The organism is Pannonibacter sp. SL95 (genome assembly GCF_026672425.1).
Classification (GTDB): Bacteria; Pseudomonadota; Alphaproteobacteria; order Rhizobiales; family Stappiaceae; genus Pannonibacter.
Map to the genome: position 1 here is coordinate 401,224 of NZ_JAPPRC010000006.1, position 18,053 is coordinate 419,276.

15 protein-coding genes and 1 pseudogene are annotated in these 18,053 nt (G+C 65.0%); 11 read left to right on the plus strand and 5 right to left on the minus strand.

The window, feature by feature from the left end; translation table 11 throughout:
* Positions 1 to 26 precede the first annotated feature (26 nt).
* The 6 genes and pseudogenes from smc (at position 27) to OVA12_RS18965 (ending at position 6,371) form a co-directional block, all read left to right on the plus strand.
* Positions 27 to 3,484, plus strand: a pseudogene (gene smc / locus OVA12_RS18940) (chromosome segregation protein SMC).
* A 205-nt stretch (positions 3,485 to 3,689) separates the two neighbouring features.
* On the plus strand, positions 3,690 to 4,112 hold the full coding sequence (locus tag OVA12_RS18945; protein ID WP_268140060.1) for an AtpZ/AtpI family protein: 423 nt from the start codon (positions 3,690 to 3,692) through the stop codon (positions 4,110 to 4,112).
* Positions 4,113 to 4,189: 77 nt separating this feature from the next.
* The gene (locus tag OVA12_RS18950; RefSeq protein ID WP_268140062.1) at positions 4,190 to 4,939 is read left to right on the plus strand and encodes a F0F1 ATP synthase subunit A; all 750 of its coding nucleotides are present in this window, start codon (positions 4,190 to 4,192) and stop codon (positions 4,937 to 4,939) included.
* Between the two features lie 69 nt (positions 4,940 to 5,008).
* Positions 5,009 to 5,236, plus strand: a complete 228-nt coding sequence (locus OVA12_RS18955; protein ID WP_106755230.1) for a F0F1 ATP synthase subunit C — start codon at positions 5,009 to 5,011, stop codon at positions 5,234 to 5,236.
* A gap of 81 nt (positions 5,237 to 5,317) precedes the next feature.
* Complete coding sequence (locus OVA12_RS18960; protein ID WP_268140065.1) at positions 5,318 to 5,875, plus strand: F0F1 ATP synthase subunit B; 558 nt, start codon at positions 5,318 to 5,320, stop codon at positions 5,873 to 5,875.
* A 16-nt stretch (positions 5,876 to 5,891) separates the two neighbouring features.
* Positions 5,892 to 6,371 carry a F0F1 ATP synthase subunit B family protein gene (locus OVA12_RS18965; RefSeq protein ID WP_268141430.1) on the plus strand — a complete coding sequence of 160 codons (480 nt, stop codon included), beginning with the start codon at positions 5,892 to 5,894 and terminating at the stop codon, positions 6,369 to 6,371.
* Positions 6,372 to 6,461: 90 nt separating this feature from the next.
* Here the strand turns inward: OVA12_RS18965 and OVA12_RS18970 are convergent, their stop codons facing one another.
* From OVA12_RS18970 to OVA12_RS18985, 4 genes are all read right to left on the minus strand, one after another.
* Positions 6,462 to 7,112, minus strand: a complete 651-nt coding sequence (locus OVA12_RS18970; protein WP_268140068.1) for a ribonuclease HII — start codon at positions 7,110 to 7,112, stop codon at positions 6,462 to 6,464.
* A gap of 400 nt (positions 7,113 to 7,512) precedes the next feature.
* Positions 7,513 to 9,816: an NADP-dependent malic enzyme gene (locus OVA12_RS18975; RefSeq protein WP_268140070.1), complete on the minus strand. Its 2,304-nt coding sequence runs from the start codon at positions 9,814 to 9,816 to the stop codon at positions 7,513 to 7,515.
* Between the two features lie 143 nt (positions 9,817 to 9,959).
* On the minus strand, positions 9,960 to 10,640 hold the full coding sequence (locus OVA12_RS18980; protein ID WP_268140072.1) for a hypothetical protein: 681 nt from the start codon (positions 10,638 to 10,640) through the stop codon (positions 9,960 to 9,962).
* A gap of 91 nt (positions 10,641 to 10,731) precedes the next feature.
* Entirely contained in the window at positions 10,732 to 11,955 is a 1,224-nt protein-coding gene (locus tag OVA12_RS18985) for an aminotransferase-like domain-containing protein (RefSeq protein WP_268140073.1), read from the minus strand.
* Between the two features lie 258 nt (positions 11,956 to 12,213).
* Here OVA12_RS18985 and moaB point away from each other — a divergent pair, with 258 nt between their 5' ends.
* Positions 12,214 to 12,771, plus strand: coding sequence for a molybdenum cofactor biosynthesis protein B (gene moaB / locus OVA12_RS18990; protein ID WP_268140075.1), 558 nt, complete (start codon positions 12,214 to 12,216; stop codon positions 12,769 to 12,771).
* 429 nt (positions 12,772 to 13,200) lie between these two features.
* On the opposite strand, the gene OVA12_RS18995 is transcribed toward moaB, so the two are convergent.
* A complete protein-coding gene (locus OVA12_RS18995; protein WP_268140078.1) occupies positions 13,201 to 14,877 on the minus strand; it encodes an electron transfer flavoprotein-ubiquinone oxidoreductase in 1,677 nt (558 codons plus the stop codon).
* A gap of 328 nt (positions 14,878 to 15,205) precedes the next feature.
* Here OVA12_RS18995 and OVA12_RS19000 point away from each other — a divergent pair, with 328 nt between their 5' ends.
* From OVA12_RS19000 to OVA12_RS19015, 4 genes are all read left to right on the plus strand, one after another.
* Positions 15,206 to 16,126: a uracil-DNA glycosylase gene (locus OVA12_RS19000; protein ID WP_268140080.1), complete on the plus strand. Its 921-nt coding sequence runs from the start codon at positions 15,206 to 15,208 to the stop codon at positions 16,124 to 16,126.
* Between the two features lie 108 nt (positions 16,127 to 16,234).
* Positions 16,235 to 16,828, plus strand: a complete 594-nt coding sequence (locus OVA12_RS19005; protein WP_268140082.1) for a PilZ domain-containing protein — start codon at positions 16,235 to 16,237, stop codon at positions 16,826 to 16,828.
* An 85-nt stretch (positions 16,829 to 16,913) separates the two neighbouring features.
* Positions 16,914 to 17,765 (plus strand): S49 family peptidase, encoded by an 852-nt coding sequence (locus OVA12_RS19010; protein ID WP_268140084.1) that lies wholly within the window; start codon positions 16,914 to 16,916, stop codon positions 17,763 to 17,765.
* Between the two features lie 21 nt (positions 17,766 to 17,786).
* Positions 17,787 to 17,972, plus strand: coding sequence for a hypothetical protein (locus tag OVA12_RS19015; RefSeq protein ID WP_268140086.1), 186 nt, complete (start codon positions 17,787 to 17,789; stop codon positions 17,970 to 17,972).
* The last annotated feature ends 81 nt before the right edge of the window (positions 17,973 to 18,053 follow it).

Sequence of the window (18,053 nt, forward strand, 5' to 3'; positions counted from 1 at the left end):
GCCTGCCTTCAGCCGGAGGCGCGGCCGTGAAATTCAACAAGCTGCGCGTCGTCGGTTTCAAGTCCTTTGTCGAGCCGATGGAGTTCGTCATCGGCGACGGGCTCACCGGCGTGGTCGGGCCCAACGGCTGCGGCAAGTCCAATCTCGTCGAGGCCCTGCGCTGGGTCATGGGCGAGAACTCCTACAAGAACATGCGCGCGTCCGGCATGGACGACGTCATCTTCTCCGGATCGCTCAACCGCCCGGCCCGCAACACCGCCGAAGTCACGCTGTTCCTGGAGAACTCCGACCGCCGCGCCCCCTCCGGCTTCAACGACGCCGACATGCTGGAGGTCAGCCGCCGGATCGAACGCGAGGCGGGCTCGGTCTACCGGATCAATTCCAAGGACGTCCGTGCCCGTGACGTCCAGCTGCTCTTCGCCGATGCTTCGACCGGCGCCCGCTCGCCCGCCATGGTGCGCCAGGGCCAGATCGGCGAGCTGATCTCCGCCAAGCCGACCTCGCGCCGCCAGATCCTGGAAGAAGCTGCCGGCATTTCCGGCCTGCACAGCCGCCGCAATGAAGCTGAAATCCGCCTGCGCGCGGCCGAGCAGAACCTCGAACGCCTCGAGGATGTGCTGGTCCAGATCGATGCGCAGATCGACAACCTGCGCCGCCAGTCGCGTCAGGCCGCCCGCTACCGCAACCTGTCGTCGGAAATCCGCACCGCCGAGGCCGGCATCCTGTTCCTGCGCTGGACCGAAGCCCGAGCCAGCCTCGAGGAGGCGGACCGGCTCTATGCCGCCGGCCGGGGGGAGGTGGTCAAGGCCGCCGAAGCGCAGACGGAAGCCGCCAAGACCCAGGCCATCGCCGCCCATCGCCTGCCCGAGATCCGCGACGCGGCGGCCCGCGCCGGTGCCGCGCTGCAGCGGCTGGTCATTGCCCGCAATGAACTCGACGCCGAGGATCGCCGCGTCCGCGAAAGGCTCGTCGACCTCGACCGCCGTCTTGGCCAGCTCGTTGGCGACATCGCCCGTGAGGAACAGCTCGTCGCCGAGAATGACGAGGTTCTGGAGCGTCTTGCCGAGGAACGGGCCGAGCTGGTCGAGGAAAACGAGACCGCGATGGAACGCGCGGAACTTGCCGGCGAGCGCGTTGCCACTGCAAGCGAAGCAGTTGCGGCGCTGGAAGACAGGCTGACGGTCGCCACCCGCGCCGCCGCAGAACTGGCCGCCCAGCGGCAGCAGTTCCAGCGCAGCGCCGAAGAAACCCGCCAGCGCGCCGAGCGCCTTGGCTCGCAGGCCGAAGCGATGCCGCGCGTGTCCGCGATGCCCTGCGCGCTGAAATGGCTGCCGCCGATGGGGTGGCGGAATGTACCGAGCTGCTCGAGGAAGCAGAGGCCGCTGTCATGGCTGCCGAAGAAGCCGCCGAGATTGCCGAGCTGCGCACCGCATCTGCACGCGAGGCCGAACAGAATGCCCGCGCCCCGCTTGCGGACGCCGAGCGGCTGCAGTCGCGGCTTGAGACCGAGGCCCGCACCCTTGAAAGCGTGCTGGCGACTTTTGCCGGTGCCTTCACGCCGGTCGTCGATGCACTGACGGTGGAACCCGGTCTCGAAACCGCACTGGGCGCCGCGCTCGGTGATGACCTCGAAGCCTCGCTGGATGCTTCCGCGCCCGTGCGCTGGACGGGAGCGGCCATCGCTGCGGGTGATCCATCCTTGCCGGCCGGGGCTGTGGCCCTGTCCCGCCACGTTGAGGCCCCTGCCGCGCTGGCGCGCCGGCTGGCCCAGATCGGTCTCGTCGATGCCGGTACTGGCGCTGATCTGGCTCGCGCTCTCGCGCCCGGCCAGCGTCTGGTGACCCGCGAAGGGCATCTGTGGCGCTGGGATGGGCTTGAGGTTGCCGCTGATGCGCCGACACCGGCCGCGCAGCGCCTTGCCCAGAAAAACCGCCTTGCGGCGCTCGGTGAAGACATTCGCGTCGCCCGCGACAAGACAGCCGCTGCCCGCAGCACGCTGGAAAACGCCGGGCGCATCGTGCGGCAGGCCGGCGAAGCCGAGCAGGAGGCCCGCCAACGCCTGCGAGACCGGCAGCGCGCCGCCGCCGAAGCCCGTGAAGCGCTGCTGGCCGCCGAGCGTGCCGTCTCGCAGCTCGCCCTGCGCCTGCAAGGGGCCGAGGATCTGGCCCGCCGTCTTGCCGAGGAAGCCGAGGAGGCCCGTGAGCGCCATGCAGAGGCGGTCGAGCGGCTGGAGCAGCTGCCCGATGCTGACGAGCACATCGAGACGATCCAGAGCCTGCAAGGCGAGATCGCCACGGCCCGTGCAGCCCTGTCGGAGGCGCGGCTTCTGGCCGATGGGCTGGCGCGCGAGAAGCAGCTGCGCGACCGCCGTCTGGAGGCCATCGCCCGCGAGACGGAAAGCTGGAAGGCCCGCGCGCGCAATGCCGCAAGCCAGATCGAAACCCTGCGCCAGCGCCGCGAGGAAGCCGAAGAGGAACGGCAGGAACTGATCGAGGCCCCGGAAGACATAGAGTTGCGCCGGCGAGACGTGCTGACGGCCTTGTCCAAGGCCGAAGAGGTGCGCCGCGCCGCCGATGATGATCTGCTACGGGCCGAATCGGCCCAGTCCGGCGTCGATCGTCTGGCGCGCGAGGCGCAGGAGGCGCTGGCCAAGGCCCGCGAGGCGCATATTCGCGCCGAGGAACGGCTTGAGGCAGCGCGTCAGCGGGTGCAGGAAATCGAGGCCCGCATCGACGAGGCCCTGGGGGCGCCGCTGGACCAGCTTGCCAGCCTCGCCGGCCTTGCAGAAGGCGCGCCCTTGCCCGATCTCGATGGCCTGGAGCGCAAGCTCGACCGGCTCAAGGCAGAGCGTGAGCGCCTCGGTGGCGTCAACCTGCGCGCCGAGGACGAACTGACCGAGATCGACGGTCAGCGCTCCACCCTGGCTGGCGAGCGCGACGACCTGATCGAGGCGATCAAGCGGCTGCGCACCGGCATTTCCAACATCAATCGCGAGGCCCGCGAGCGACTTCTGGCGTCATTCGAGGTGGTCAACGGCCACTTCCAGCGGCTGTTTACCCACCTCTTCGGCGGCGGCACGGCCGAACTGCAGCTGGTTGACAGCGACGATCCGCTCGATGCCGGCCTCGAAATCGTCGCACGCCCCCCGGGCAAAAAGCCGCAGACCATGACGCTGCTCTCCGGCGGCGAGCAGGCCCTGACCGCAATGGCGCTGATCTTTGCCGTGTTCCTGACCAATCCGGCGCCGATCTGCGTTCTGGACGAGGTCGATGCACCGCTGGATGACGCCAACGTCGAACGTTACTGCGACCTTCTGGAAGAGATGGCGCGGCGCACAGAAACCCGCTTTGTCGTCATCACCCACAACCCGATCACCATGGCACGGATGAACCGCCTGTTCGGCGTGACGATGGCCGAGCGCGGCGTCTCCCAGCTCGTGTCGGTCGACCTTGAAACGGCGGAACGATTCCGCGATGCGGGATGATGGCCCGGCCCTGACGGGTTTGTCCTCGTCAATCCCTGCGGCACAGTGCCCTGACGAACCTGTCACAATCGCCGAAACCATCAGAATTTCAGATATTTACATAATATTACCGTGTTCTTGACACTGCGCCGGGTGCCGACTATTGTGCGCGCGGCTTGAGGGGGTCTCGGGAGCCATCAAAACCTCGGTTGGATATGGGGCAGTCATGAACCAGTCGTCGCAACCAGGTGGAGATAACGGTGCTGGACGGGACCTGTCTGAAGCCGAACTGTCTGCACGACGGGAAAAGCTGACCCGGAAGCTCGACGAGCATCGCCTGAGCGAACAACGCGCTGAGGCCCGCCAGACGAGCAGCACCGGTGCCGGAATGGCGCAGGCTATGAAGCTCTCTTCCGAGTTCATAGCCGGCATTGCGGTCGGTGCGATGATGGGGTGGCTCCTGGATCACTGGGTCGGGACGTCGCCATTCGGGCTGATCGTCTTTCTTCTCCTGGGATTCGCGGCTGGTGTGCTGAACGTCATGCGTTCGGCGGGCATCGTTGCGGAGCTGGGGCGGCCAGGTTCAGGGCCTGAAGTGCAGAAAAAAGTCGAAAGCCGTGGTTCCGAGCAGGATTCCGGCGACAAGTGACTTGACGCGTTCCATGCGCGAAGACTAAGAGCCCGCGCAGAATGCGCTCATGAACGATTAACGGCGAAGGTAGACCGGTGGCGAACGATCCGATCCATCAGTTCCACATCAAGACTCTCGTGCCGCTCGAAGTCGGTGGCATCGACCTGTCTTTCACCAACGCATCGCTGTTCATGGTGCTGACGGTCGTTGCGGCCTCGGCATTCCTGATCTTCTCCTCCTCCAGCCGTGGTCTCGTTCCGACCCGCTGGCAGTCGCTGGCGGAGCTCAGCTACGAATTCGTTGCCGGACTGCTGAGAAGCTCCGCTGGCACGGAAGGCATGCGTTTCTTCCCGCTGGTGTTCTCGCTGTTCATGTTCGTCCTCGTGGCGAACCTCTTCGGCATGTTCCCGTATTTCTACACGGTCACCAGCCAGATCATTGTCACCTTCGCACTTGCGATGCTCGTGATCCTGACTGTCACCATTTATGGCTTCGCCAAGCACGGGCTGCATTTCCTGCATCTCTTCGTGCCTGCTGGTGTTCCCGGCGCCCTGATCCCGATCGTGGCGCCGATCGAAGTCATCTCGTTCCTGTCTCGCCCGATCAGCCTCTCCGTTCGTCTGTTTGCGAACATGCTGGCTGGTCACATCACCCTGAAGGTGTTTGCCGGTTTCGTTGTCACCCTGAGTGCTGCGGGTACGGCTGGTATCTTCGGTGCCGTCCTTCCGCTTGGAATGACGGTGGCGCTGACGGCCCTGGAGTTCCTCGTCGCGTTCCTGCAGGCCTATGTCTTCACGGTCCTGACCTGCATGTACCTCAACGACGCGCTCCATCCGTCCCACTAAGCTCACCCCATCACGTGGCCCTCGGGGCTGCCTGAACAAGCTGACAACAGTCAACTAGGAGTACTTGTCATGGAAGCAGAAGCTGCAAAGTTCATCGGTGCTGGTATCGCCTGCCTCGGCATGGGTGGTGCTGCTATCGCTCTCGGCACCATTTTCGGCAACTACCTGTCGGGCGCTCTGCGCAACCCGTCCGCAGCTGATGGCCAGTTCGGCCGTCTGGTGTTCGGCTTCGCCGTGACCGAAGCTCTGGGCATCTTCTCGCTGCTGATCGCCCTGCTGCTGCTGTTCGCCGTCTAATCCGTCGCAACCCGACGCATTGGAACAGTTAAGATCGACGGCGGCGCACTTGCGCCGCCTGTTCGATACTTGGAGGCGATAATGGCAGGCGAAACCACTGCGACTGCTGGACATGTCCCGCCGCTGGACGTTCCGGCAACCGAACACGGGGCCGGTTTCCCGCCGTTCGACCCGACCCATTTTGTCTCTCAGCTCGTGTGGCTGGCGATCACCTTCGTTATCCTTTACTGGGTGATGAAGAACGTGGCCCTGCCGCGCATCGCCGGTATCCTTGAGGACCGTCGTGACCGCATTGCCGGTGACCTTGCCGAAGCCGACCGGCTGAAGCGGGAAACCGATGAAGCCATCGCTGCTTACGAGCAGGCGCTGGCTGAAGCGCGTGGTCGTGCCCGGTCCATCGCCCAGGACACCCGCGACAAGCTGAAGGCCGAAACCGACGCCAAGCGTGTTGCCGCCGAAGCCGGTATCGCCGCCAAGCTGTCTGACGCGGAAGCCCGCATCAGCCAGATCAAGAGCAGCGCCCTGGCCCAGGTTGGCGAGATCGCCAGCGAAACCTCCTCGGCTCTCGTCGAGGCTCTCATCGGTGTCACCCCGTCCAAGTCCGATGTGGACCAGGCGGTCAAGGGTGCGATGAACTAAGGGGACCCGGTCCATGATGGATGCATCGTTCTGGGCTCTCGTAGGCCTCATTCTCTTCTTCGTGCTGATCGCCAAGGTCGGCGTTCCGGGCAAGATTGCTGCTGCCCTCGACAAGCGTGCGGATGACATCCGCCGTGAGCTCGAGGAAGCCCGCAAGCTCCGCGAAGAAGCGCAGGCCCTGATGTCCGAATACCAGCGCCGCCGGCACGAAGCCGAGGCCGAAGCGGAAGCCATCGTTGCTGAAGCTCGCGCCGAAGCCGAACAGCTGACCGTGGAAACCACGCGCGCTCTGGAAGAGATGATTGCTCGCCGCAGCAAGCTCGCCGAGGACAAGATCGGTCAGGCAGAGACCCAGGCAATCGCCGAAGTCAAGGCCAAGGCCGCCGACCTCGCCGTCGCCGCGGCCGAGACGCTGCTCAAGGCCAATGTGTCGGACAAGGTTTCCGATACGCTGCTGGCCAAGAGCATCGAAGAGGTCAAGTCGGGTCTCAACTGAGACAACTGGCTACCCAGTCTGAAAAAGCGGCCCTTGTGGCCGCTTTTTTGTTTTTTTGCGGTCAGGGTTCTGGAGCGTATCCGCCCGCGCTCAGCGCGCGTCCAGCAGTGCAGCAATCGGCTTGAACGACATGCGGTGCAGCGGGCAGGGGCCGAGACGCTGCAAGGCCGCCATATGCGCCGGCACGCCATAGCCCTTGTGCACGGCAAATCCATAGCCTGGATACTCCGCATCGGCGGCAACCATCATCCTGTCCCGGACCACCTTTGCCACGATCGAAGCCGCCGAAACGGCAAGACAGCGGGCATCGCCCTTGATCAGGGCCTGGCCGTCGATCCCGAGCCCCGGCGGCACGTCGCGCCCGTCAACCACCACATGCCGCGGCTGCAAGGCCAGGCCCTGCACTGACCGCCGCATGGCACCGAGCGTTGCCGCCCGGATGTTGACCCGGTCGATGGTTGCGGCAGACGCGCTGGCAAAGCTCACCCAGGCACTGGCGCAAATCTCCTCGAACAGCGCCTCACGCTTCGCCTCGGTCAGCTTCTTGGAATCATTCAGTCCGTCCGGCAACCGCGCATAGTCGAGGATTACCGCCGCCGTCACCACCGGCCCGGCCCACGGCCCACGCCCGGCCTCGTCCACCCCGGCAAGCAACCCGTCCAGCCCCTCCGCCAACCGCGCTTCCGCCTTCGCATCCAGCGCGTCACCAAAGGGCAGGTCGAAGAGGCTTGGGGTTTTCATGCAATGGGTTCCGGCACAAACCTGCGGTCACGGCGATCAGGCACGGCTTTGTCGCGCACGTCCTGCCTGCCGCCAAAAAACTTCACTTGGCATGGTCTCAAACCCTCTCCCCCCTTGAGGGGGAGATGCCCCCGGCAGGGGGCAGAGGGGGGTATTGGGCCGCGCCTCTGGCACAGCGTTGCAGGAAAGGCTGCATCACCCCCCTCTGTCTGCTGACGCAGACATCTCCCCCTCAAGGGGGGAGAGGGGCGCTGCGATCCGGTGGACTGCCACGGGCCTGTTGAAGTCCTCAACAACGCCCTGCTGAACTTCTGCCCAAAGCTCCCGCGCGATCACCGTCGTCAACAAGTGAGGCCCCCACCCAAGCCCTCCCACAAGGGGAGGTCTGGAGAGGCCTGTGTCACTCCACCTCGCTCTGCGTCTTCTTCTGCGCTTCCACAACGGCAAGCGCCGACATGTTGACCACGCCGCGAGAGGTCACGGAGGGCGTCAGGATATGCGCCGGCTTGGCGGTGCCGAGCAGGATTGGGCCGACATGCAGGGCATCGGTCGCCACCTTGAGGAGGTTGAGCGCAATGTTCGCCGCGTCCAGCGCCGGGAACACCAGCAGGTTGGCCTCGCCCTTCAGCCGGCTTGTCGGCATCACACGCTGGCGCAGTGCGGCGGAGAGGGCCGAATCCCCGTGCATCTCGCCATCGACTTCCAGCTCCGGAGCTTCCGCCCAGAGGATGTCGAGGGCTTCCCGCATCTTTTCGGCCGAGGCGAGTTCCCGGGAGCCGAAGTTGGAGGCTGCCAGCAGCGCCGCCTTGGGCTCGATGCCGAACCGGCGGATTTCTTCGGCCGCCAGACGCGTCATCTCGGCGATCTCGGCTGCGCAAGGGTCGACGGTCACGAACGTATCGGTCAGGAACAGCGCGCCGCGGTCGTTGATGAGCAGCGACAGGGCGGACAGGTCCTGCACGCCTTCGCGCACCCCGATGATCTGGCGGATGTCCCGCAGATGCCGGATGTAACGCCCTTCAAGACCACAGATGGCGGCATCCGCTTCACCGCGCCGCACGGCCAGCGCCGCGATCACGGTGGAGTTGGTACGCACGATGGTGCGCGCGGCGTCATGCGGCACGCCCTTGCGGCCAACGCAGGCGAAATACTCGTCGACATAGTCGCGGTAGCGCGGATCATCCTGCGGGTTGACGAACTCGAAATCAACGCCGGGCCGGATCTTCAGGCCGAAGCGCTCGCAGCGGGCCTTCAGCACGTCCGGACGCCCGACCAGGATCGGCACGGCCACCTTGTCCTCGATCAGAACCTGCGCTGCCCGCAGCACGCGCTCATCCTCGCCTTCGGCATAGATGATGCGCTTCGGCTCTCGGATGGCCGCCTGGATGATCGGCTTCATCACCAGGCCGGAGCGGAACACGAAGCGGTTCAGCACGTCCTGATAGGCTTCGAAATCAGCGATCGGCCGCGTCGCGACGCCGGTCTCCATCGCCGCGCGCGCAACTGCCGGGGCGATGCGCAGGATCAGGCGCTGGTCAAACGGCGAGGGGATCAGGTATTTCGGCCCGAAGGTCTCGCTGACGCCGCCATAGGCCCGCGCCGCCACGTCTGAGGGCTCTTCCTTGGCAAGGCCGGCGATGGCGGCCACGGCGGCGTGCTTCATTTCCTCGTTGATCGTCGTCGCACCCACGTCCAGCGCGCCGCGGAAGATGTAGGGGAAGCAGAGAACGTTGTTCACCTGGTTCGGATAGTCCGAGCGCCCAGTGCACATCATCACGTCATCGCGGACGCTAAGCGCATCCTCGGGCAGGATTTCCGGATTGGGGTTGGCGAGCGCCAGGATCAGCGGGCGCGGCGCCATCTTGGCCACCATCTCCGGCTTCAGCACCCCGGCGGCTGACAGGCCGAGGAACACATCGGCGCCCTCGATGATCTCGCCAAGCGTGCGCTTGTCGGTCTTCTGGGCGTAGATCGACTTCCACGGGTCCATCAGGACCTCGCGGCCCTCATAGACCACGCCCTCGATGTCCGAGATCCACACATTCTCGCGCTTCACGCCGAGCGAAACCAGCAGGTTGAGGCAGGCGAGCGCGGCCGCCCCCGCACCGGACGCCACCACCTTGACGGTGCCGATCGGCTTGCCGGCCAGCTCCAGCGCATTCTTCACCGCCGCACCGACGATGATCGCCGTGCCATGCTGGTCGTCGTGGAACACCGGAATGTTCATCCGCTCGCGCAGCTTGGCTTCGATCTGGAAGCATTCGGGCGCCTTGATGTCTTCCAGGTTGATGCCGCCGAAGGTCGGCTCAAGTGCGGCAACCGCGTCCACGAAGCGGTCAACGTCCAGCTCGTCCACTTCAATGTCGAACACGTCGATGCCGGCGAATTTCTTGAACAGGACGGCCTTGCCTTCCATCACCGGCTTGGAGGCGAGCGGCCCGATGGCGCCAAGGCCCAGCACGGCCGTGCCGTTGGAAATCACGCCGACAAGGTTGGCGCGGGAGGTGTAGAGCGCAGCCGTCGAGGGGTCGCGGGCGATTTCAAGGCAGGGAGCAGCAACACCCGGTGAATAGGCCAGCGCCAGGTCGCGCTGGTTGCCCAGCGGCTTGGTCGGCTTGATCTCCAGCTTGCCCGGACGCGGATGGGAGTGGAAATAGAGTGCGGCCTCGGTGAGGTCGGATCCGGCCTTCTTGGTATCGCTCATGGTGCCTCTCGCTGCGGCAGGTCCGCCCTGCCTGAACATCACCCGCAAGCCATGGCGTAACGGCATCGCGGGAGCAATCCTTTAGACCTTAGACCAGCCTCTTCGCAAACGGAACCTCAGGAAAGGGCATGAACCGGTCTGTCCTAAGCCGTTGCAGCGCCATGTGTCTTGCCTGCGGCTCCCACTGGCTCCGCCCGCATGTACAGCCACATCAGCAGGAACAGGACGCCGGCGTTGCACACGTGCCAGAGAAAATGCGTGCCGAAGGGCAGGGCGCTGCAAGCTGGGCCGTCCAGTGTGCGGAAAGTCAGCGACAGGGTGAACAGCGCGCCGGTCGCAACAAGGCCGAGCGCCGTGTCCCGGCTGCGCCGAAGGCACAGCGCTCCCACCACGAAAATCGCCGCCAGCGCCGGCAGATACCCGGCCGATGATCCGACCAGCGGCGCGGCCAGCCTGCCGATGAAGGGCGATGCGACGAGAAACAGCGCTGTCGTGCCGCCGGCGACGACCACTCCGGCACCGATGAAGCGGCGCAGGGCAAGAAACAGATAGAGGTGGATGAAAATGGCGATGGGGATCACATCCGCCAGCATCGACCAGCGGTTGGCATAGGTGTGGAACAGGAAGGATCCGATCCCGGTTGCCGTCACCACGCCGATGAGCGCCAGCGCGCTCCAGTCCTTTGGGGCCCGCTGCAGCCAGATCCGCAGCGCCAGCGCTGCCGCCACAAGGAATGCCGCATTGGTCACGGCATTGAGCGGCTCGGCCCAGAACGAGGCATCAAGCCGCTCGCAATACTGATCAAGGCTCTCGGTCCAGTTCATGCCAACGCCCTCCCGTCCGACTGTTGTCGCACCCCGTCATGACGGGCAGATGAGGGCGGGCGAGGGCCGGGACAAGCCCGGCCCGGCATTTTCAAAGCCCGGCGATGGCTTCCTTGAGCAGCTTGCCGAGGCGGGAGATGCCTTCCTCGATCTGCGCTTCGTTGGCGCAGGAGAAGCTGAGGCGCAGGGTGTTGCCGCCCGAGCCATCGGCAAAGAAGGCACGGCCCGGCACGAAGGCAACCTTCACGCTTTCCAGTGAGCGGGCCAGAAGCGTCGCGCCGTCGAGGCCTTCCGGCACGGTCACCCAGACGAACATGCCGCCATCCGGCTTCGACCAGCTGCAGCCCGCCGGCATGTGGGTGGCCAGGGCCTTCAGCATGGCATCGCGGCGGGCGCGATAGGCCGCCTTGATCGTCGCCACCTGGGTGTCGAAATAGGTCTCGGCCACATCGGCCAGCACCATCTGGTTGATGGTGGAGGTGTTGAGGTCGGCGGCCTGTTTCAGCAGCACGATCTTCGAGATCACCGGTGCGGCGGCGCAGATCCAGCCCACGCGCAGGCCCGGCGACAGGGTCTTGGAGAAGGAGCCGCAGTAGAGCACGCGGGTGTCGTTGATGTGTCCCTTGCGGGCGATGTCCAGCGCCAGCATCGGCGGGATTGCCTCGCCGTCATAGCGCAGCGACTGATAGGCCGCGTCCTCGATGACGGCAATGTCCAGCGTGTCGGCAAGGTCGAGGATCTTCTCGCGCGTTGCCCGGTCCAGCGTCTCGCCGGTCGGGTTGGCGAAGTCAGCCGAGGCATAGGCGAATTTAACTTCGCCGCCAGCATCCCTTGCCGCAGAGGCGAAGTCCTCGGCCGGGCGGTTGCCCAGCGGGATCAGGCGGTCGTAGCGCGGCTCATAGGCGTTGAACGCCTGCAGCGCGCCAAGATAGGTCGGCCAGTTGACCAGCGCGGTGTCGCCCGGCGACAGGAACAGCTTGCCGATATAGTCCAGCGCCTGCTGCGAGCCGGAGGTGATGATGATGTTCGAGGCGTCACAGGTCACGCCGAGGCCGGCCATGTAGCTGGCCAGCCAGGTGCGCAGGGCCAGATTGCCCTCGCTGACGGCATATTGCAGCGCCGTTCCGGCCGACGGTCCCGTCAGGACCTTGGTGTAGGCGTCTGCAAATACCTGGGCGGGAAACAGCGCCGGGTCCGGGATGCCGCCAGCAAAGGAGATGATCTCCGGCCGGTCGAGGAGCTTCAAGAGCTCGCGGATTTCGGATGCGCGCATACGGGTCGCGCGCGTGGCGAAGATGTGCTCCCAGTTCAGCATGAGGGTTCTCGGTCCATTTATTGTTTTCAGCGGCGCCTGGTGTGGTGTCGGTGCCGGCCAGTGAGACAGAACCACAGGCGCAAGGATGCGTCAATATTGCTGACCTAAAAGACGCAAAAAATCCCTGGGCAGTGACTGTTGGTAATTTTCGGTCGCCTTCCGATTTGATCCTGACATGGCACTGCGCTGGTTGGCGCACTGGCGCTGCTGCGCCGGCTGGCCTATCTCTGGATCATGACCCGCCGGGAGTGTGCCCCCATGAACCGCATTGATGAAAGCCGTCCCTTTGTCCCTCTCAACATCGCGGTGCTGACCGTGTCCGACACGCGCGACCTTGAAGGCGACCGCTCGGGCACGACGCTGGTCGAGCGTCTGACTGGCGCGGGGCACCATCTGGCTGATCGCCGCATTGTCCGCGACGAAGTGGAGGAAATCAGGGCTGCCGTCCGCGAGTGGATCGCGGCAGAGGGCGTCGACGTCATCATCTCGACAGGCGGCACGGGCTTTACCGGCCGCGATGTCACGCCCGAGGCGATCGAGCCCTTGTTCGAGAAGCGGATGGACGGCTTCTCCGAAGTGTTCCACCGCATTTCCTACGACAAGATCGGCACCTCGACGATCCAGTCCCGCGCCACGGGCGGGGTTGCTGGGGCGACCTACATCTTCGTCCTGCCAGGATCGCCCGGAGCCTGCAAGGACGCCTGGGACGGCATCCTCAAGTGGCAGCTCGACTACCGCCACATGCCCTGCAACTTCGTGGAAATCATGCCCCGCCTCGACGAACACCTGAAACGCGGCAAACTGCGCCAGGCGTGAGGGAACCGGTCAGCGGTTTCGCCTCGCAGTTAATAACCTTACGCTCCGATCATCGCCGCTTTATGCGGGGATCCATCCGGCAATGCCCCCGGTCGCAACACTTCAACGAGCCGCTGGATCCCCGCACGGGGGCGGGGATGACGGTCGGTGGGGTGTCTGGTGCTGAAGGGAAAGCGTCCCTCTGCGGTCATCCCCGCTTTATGCGGGGATCCATCCGGCAGTGCCACCGGTCGCGACGCTTCAACAAGCCGCTGGATCCCCGCACGGGGGCGGGGATGACGGTCGGTGGGGGTGTCTGGTGCTGAAGGGAAAACGTCTATCTGCTGTCATCCCCGCTTTATGCGGGGATCCATCCGGCAGTGCACCGGTCGCGACGCTTCAATAAACCGCTGGATCCCCACACAGGGCGGGGATGACCGTGTGTAAGCCTCACATGTTCGGGTAGTTCGGCCCGCCGGAGCCTTCCGGCACGGTCCAGGTGATGTTGCCGTTCGGGTCCTTGATGTCGCAGGTCTTGCAGTGGACGCAGTTCTGCGCGTTGATCTGGAACCGCGGTGCGCCTTCGCCTTCCTCGATCCACTCGTACACGCCAGCCGGGCAGTACCGGTTGGACGGGCCGGCAAAGACGTCATGCTCCGACGCCTTCTGCAGCGCCAGGTCGCCCACCTTGAGGTGGATCGGCTGGTCTTCCTCGTGGTTGGTGTTCGACAGGAACACCGAGGACAGCTTGTCGAAGGAGATGACGCCATCCGGCTTCGGATAGTCGATCTTCTTGCAATCCTTGGCCGGCTTCAGGCTCTGGGCATCGGTCTTGCCGTGCTTCAGCGTGCCGAAGAAGGAGAAGCCGAACAGCTCGTTGGTCCACATGTCGAGCCCGCCGAGGCCGACGCCGAGGATGGTGCCGAAGCGTGACCACAGCGGCTTGACGTTGCGCACCTTCTTCAGGTCCGCGCCGATTTCGCTCTCGCGCCAGGCGGTGTCGAAATGCGTCAGCTCGCTGTTGGCCTCACCACGTCCGAGTGCGGCCATCACCTCTTCTGCCGCCAGCATGCCGGACAGCATGGCGTTGTGCGAGCCCTTGATGCGCGGCACGTTGACGAAACCGGCCGAGCAGCCGATCAGGAGGCCGCCGGGGAACGACAGCTTCGGCACCGACTGGTAGCCGCCTTCCGTAATGGCGCGGGCACCATAGGCAAGGCGCTTGCCGCCCTCGAAGGTCTCGCGGATCGCCGGATGCGTCTTGAAGCGCTGGAATTCCTCGAAGGGCGAGATGTAGGGGTTCTGGTAGTTCAGGTGCAGCACGAAGCCGACGGCCACCTGGTTGTCTTCCAGATGATACAGGAACGAGCCGCCACCGGTCTTCATGTCCAGCGGCCAGCCGAAGGAATGCTGCACCAGGCCCAGCTTGTGCTTGGCCGGGTCGATCTGCCACAGCTCCTTGATGCCGATGCCGAATTTCGGCACGTCGCTGTCCCGGTCGAGGGCAAACTTCGAGATCAGCTGCTTGGCCAGCGAGCCACGCACGCCTTCGCCGATCAGCACATACTTGCCGCGCAGCTCCATGCCGCGGGTGAAGTTGTGGTTCGGTTCGCCGTTGCGGCTGATGCCCATGTCGCCGGTGGCAACACCCACCACCTTGCCCTCGTCGTCATAGAGCACTTCGGCGGCGGCAAAGCCCGGGTAGATTTCCACGCCCAGCTCTTCCGCCTTTCCGGCGAGCCAGCGGCACACATTGCCCAGCGAGACAATGTAGTTGCCGTGGTTGTTCATCAGCTTCGGCATCAGGAAGTTCGGCAGGCGGATGCCGCCGGCAGGACCCAGCAGAAGGAAATGGTCATCGGTGACCGAAGTCTTGATCGGCGTGTCCTCGCTGCGCCAGTCCGGCAGCAACTTGTCGAGCCCGATCGGGTCGATCACGGCGCCGGACAGGATATGCGCGCCGACTTCCGAGCCTTTTTCCAGCACGACAACGGACAGCTCTTCCCCCTTTTCCAGGGCGATCTGCTTCAGACGGATGGCGGCGGCAAGACCGGCGGGGCCGGCACCGACGATCACCACGTCGAAATCCATGCTTTCGCGCTCAGGCAGCTCCAGCATATCCGTCATTCGTGTTCTCCCTCTGGCGGCAGCCCCTCGGTTGCGCCGGGGCCGCGGTGGACAGCGCCGCAGGTGTCCCGCTGTCCGTCCTCATTCCACTCTCGTCAGACCTCTATTAGAGCAGGGGCAAAGCCCTCGCAATTGCTCCTTTCGCGCAGAGGTGAGAGTTACGTTTACGTAAGCGTAAAGCACAGTTTGTTGCGCGGCGCAAGGCGATTGGCGACATATCCTGCCGCTGGACCGGCATGCGGGCATTCCGTGCGCGCCAGGCCAGTGAACAGTGGTGATGATCGGCCAGCGCGGTTGTCTTTGTGAGGTGAGTGGATAAAGTGCCGCCATGATCGGTTCCGCGCCTGCCGCCCTGAATGCCCGCCACGTCGAGGCCTTGCTGGAGTTCCTGCAAGCTGCCGGCGTCGACGCATTCATCGATGCCGATCCGGTTGACCGCTTTGCCCAGTCCGAGCTTGAAGCCCGGCGGCCGCAATCTGCCCCGTCGCCGCAGCCGATGCCCGGGACCGCGCCGGCACGCGGTCAGGGACTGGCGCCGCCGCCCTTGAACCTTCCTTCGCTGTCGCAGCCACGGCAGGCGAGCGTTGCCCCGCAGTCTGCCCCGCCGTCTTCCCCGTTGGCGGCCATGTCGGGAGCCGTGATCCCCGGCGAGGATGCGGTGCGTTCTGCCCGCGAGGCAGCACGTACGGCTGCAACTCTGGAAGAGCTCAGGGCCTGCCTTGCCGCATTCCAGGGCTGCAACCTGCATCTGACGGCCAAGTCGCTGGTCTTTGCCGATGGCAATCCGGCCGCCCGCATCATGCTCGTCGGAGAAGCGCCGGGGTCCGAGGAAGATGCCACCGGTCTGCCCTTTGTCGGCCGCTCCGGCAAGCTGCTCGACCGCATGCTGGCCGCGATCAAGCTGGACCGGTCCTCGGTGTACATCGCCAATGTCGTGCCCTGGCGTCCGCCTGGCAACCGCACGCCGACGCCGCAGGAAACCGAAATCTGCCGCCCGTTCATTGCCCGCCAGATCGAGCTGGTCGATCCGGACGTGCTTGTTTTCCTGGGGGCTGCCTCCGCCAAGGCACTCACTGGTGCAACGGATGGTATCCGCAAGATGCGTGGACGCTGGATGGATTATGATACCGGCCGGCGCAAGATCCGGGCGATTGCCACCTATCACCCGGCCTATCTCCTGCGCAGCCCGCTCGAAAAGCGCCTTGCCTGGCGCGACTTCCTGGCGTTGCGCAAAGTTCTTGCAGACTGAATTTTCGACGGTTGAATAAAATTGTTTGAACAACTCCAACGCTTTTTTAAGATTCAGATCGCTAGCTAAGTATTGTCAAATTTTAGGATTCCCCTTTGGAATTTGCCAATGAGCACGAGCGCATTCTCTGTCCACCGCAGCCACGCCGTCAGCGTTCCCAAGGAAGCGCCGGTGACGGAAAAGGTGCAGGTGTTTGACGTCGACCGCCTCACCTGCATCGAAGCCGAGATGAGCAACGTCAGCCAATGGGGCTGCCGCCTGACATCCGACAACATCCAGCTGCTCGGCAAGTCGATCGGGATCCGCGTCGGGTCGGAGATGTATCTGCGCGCGGCCACCGTCACGTCGATCACCGGCAATGATGCGGCCATCGTCTTTTCCGCCGCCCAGACCGATGCCGGCGTAAGCCGCCGCCAGGAACCACGCAAGCCCGTGTCGCTGCCGATTGTCATGAGCGATCGGGATGGCAATATCCGCGTCACCGGGCGCATCATTGACGCCTCGAAGTCCGGTTGCCGGGTCGCGGCGGAGGGGCTGAGCAAGCTGCCGGACGAGATCATCATCCGCGTCCTGGGCATGCCCCGTGCCCTCGTTGGCCAGATCATGCGTCGGGAAGGCGACGAGGCAGGCGTTCGCCTGAACTGGGAAGCCGTCCGGGATCTCGCCGCGCGGACGCAGAAGGCGGCCCGCGAAGCCTCCTGACGGTTCATCGCCACCATCATCTTGTTCTGGCTGCCGGCGCGCACCAGTTAGACATGCAGGATCAGTTCCTCCAGGGAGACACCTGATGTTTCAAATGCTTGCCGACAAGGTCCGGGCTCTTTCGGGCCGCTCGCGGCCAGTTATCCCCGTTGTGCGCCTGCAGGGCGTCATCGACAACGGAGGTTTGACCCGCCCCGGCCTGAACCTTGCGCATGTGGCCCAACCGCTCGAACGGGCGTTCCGGATGAAGCAGGCCCCGGCTGTCGCGCTGGTGATCAACTCGCCCGGCGGCTCTGCCGTCCAGGCCCGGCTGATCACCAAGCGTATCCGCGACCTTGCCCGCGAGCATGACAAGAAGGTCCTCGTCTTCGTCGAGGATGTGGCCGCATCCGGCGGCTACATGATCGCGGTCGCAGGCGACGAGATCATCGTCGATCCCTCGTCCATCGTCGGCTCGATTGGCGTGATCTTTGCGGGCTTCGGCATGACCGGTCTGATCGAAAAGCTGGGGGTCGAACGCCGCGTCTATACCGCTGGCACCAACAAGTCGCAGCTCGACCCGTTCAAGCCTGAGAACCCGGAAGAGATCGCCCACATCAAGACGTTGCAGACCGAGATCCACGACGTCTTCATCACCCTGGTCAAGGACCGTCGCGGTGCGCGGCTCAAGGACCATCCGGATCTCTTTTCCGGCCAGTTCTGGACCGGTCGCAGCGCCGTGGCGCTTGGCCTTGCCGACCGCGAGGGCGACCTGCGCTCCGTGCTGCGCGAGAAGTTCGGCGACAAGGCCGAGGCCCGTCTCGTCAATCCGCCGCGTGGGTTTTTCGGTCGCCGGGGTGGCGGCGGTATTGCCGCCTCCCTCTTGCCGGCCGGCTATGCGGATGATCTGATGTCGGCTGTCGAGGCGCGGGCCTTGTGGGCCCGCTACGGGCTGTAAGCCTGACAGGAGACAACTGACATGCCACCGCTGTGGGGACTGGCCCTCCTGGGCGCTGCCGGCTTTGCCGCGTTCAAGATCGTCCGCCGCGAAATGAACCGCGTCGAGGCGCGCCTGTCCGAGGCCGCCCGGCGGTCCGACGATGCGCCGGTGCGTCTGGAGCAGGATCCGTCCACCGGCCGCTACCGCCCGCAGGGCGACGCCTGAGCCGGGCTGCGGAGCGACCCAGGCCGACAGGCCTGCCCCCTCCGCGCCGGGACTTGTCCCGGGTGAAAGCGCCCCGTCCAG